1 rRNA gene (running past one end of the window) is annotated in these 1,279 nt (G+C 53.3%); it reads right to left on the bottom strand.

The features are described 5' to 3' along the window. Positions 1-1,253, bottom strand: a 23S ribosomal RNA gene (locus M5J06_RS12305); it reaches 1,611 nt to the left of the window's first position. Positions 1,254-1,279: the final 26 nt, after the last annotated feature.

Raw genomic sequence — 1,279 nt, 5'->3', positions numbered from 1 at the left:
TTGCCGCGGCTTCGGCGGTGTGCTTGAGCCCCACTACATTGTCGGCGCAGGACCACTCGACCAGTGAGCTATTACGCACTCTTTCAAGGATGGCTGCTTCTAAGCCAACCTCCTGGCTGTCTTCGCGATCCCACATCCTTTTCCACTTAGCACACCCTTAGGGGCCTTAACCGGCGATCTGGGCTGTTTCCCTCTCGACTATGAAGCTTATCCCCCACAGTCTCACTGCCGCACAACACAATTAGTGGCATTCGGAGTTTGGCTGACATTGCTAAGATTGTAGTCCCGCTCAACCAACCAGTAGCTCTACCTCCACCAAGCTAATGCGACGCTGCACCTAAATGCATTTCGGGGAGAACCAGCTATCACGGAGTTTGATTGGCCTTTCACCCCTACCCACAGCTCATCCCCGCAGTTTTCAACCTACGTGGGTTCGCGCCTCCACAGCATCTTACTACTGCTTCACACTGGCCATGGGTAGATCACCCCGCTTCGGGTCCAGGACATGCCACTAAACACCCCATGAGGATTCGGTTTCCCTACGGCTACCCCACACGGGTTAACCTCGCGACATGCCGCTGACTCGCAGGCTCATTCTTCAAAAGGCACGCCATCACACACATACAGGTGCTCTGACGGATTGTAAGCACATGGTTTCAGGAACTATTTCACTCCCCTCCCGGGGTACTTTTCACCATTCCCTCACGGTACTCATACACTATCGGTCACACTGAGTATTTAGGCTTACCGGGTGGTCCCGGCAGATTCACAGCAGATTCCACGAGCCCGCTGCTACTCGGGCAACCCAACAACCCATGCATTGAAGCCTTCAACTACGGGACTATCACCCTCTACGGTGGGCGTTTCCACACCACTTCACCTAACAACAACACACAAGCACGATGATGGTAGTCACCGCACGTTGGGGCCCACAACACCGCACACACAACCCCTACCAAGTATCACATGCACACGGTTTAGCCTCATCCACGTTCGTTCGCCACTACTAGCAGAATCATATTTTATTTTCTTCTCCTACGGGTACTGAGATGTTTCACTTCCCCGCGTAAACCCCCACAACAGCTATGAATTCACTGAAGGGTAACACCCCATAACAGGTGCCAGGTTTCCCCATTCGGACATCCTCGGATCAACGCTCTATTGACAACTCCCCGAGGCTTAACGCAGCCTTACACGTCCTTCATCGGCCCAGCATGCCAAGGCATCCACCATGCGCCCTAAATAACGAACACACAACCAACACAACAACCACCACAAA

It is taken from the genome of Corynebacterium intestinale (genome assembly GCF_023574125.1).
Taxonomy (GTDB): Bacteria; Actinomycetota; Actinomycetes; order Mycobacteriales; family Mycobacteriaceae; genus Corynebacterium; species Corynebacterium hesseae.
The sequence above is the reverse complement of the archived record's forward strand: the minus strand, read 5'-3'. Positions and strand labels throughout refer to the sequence as shown.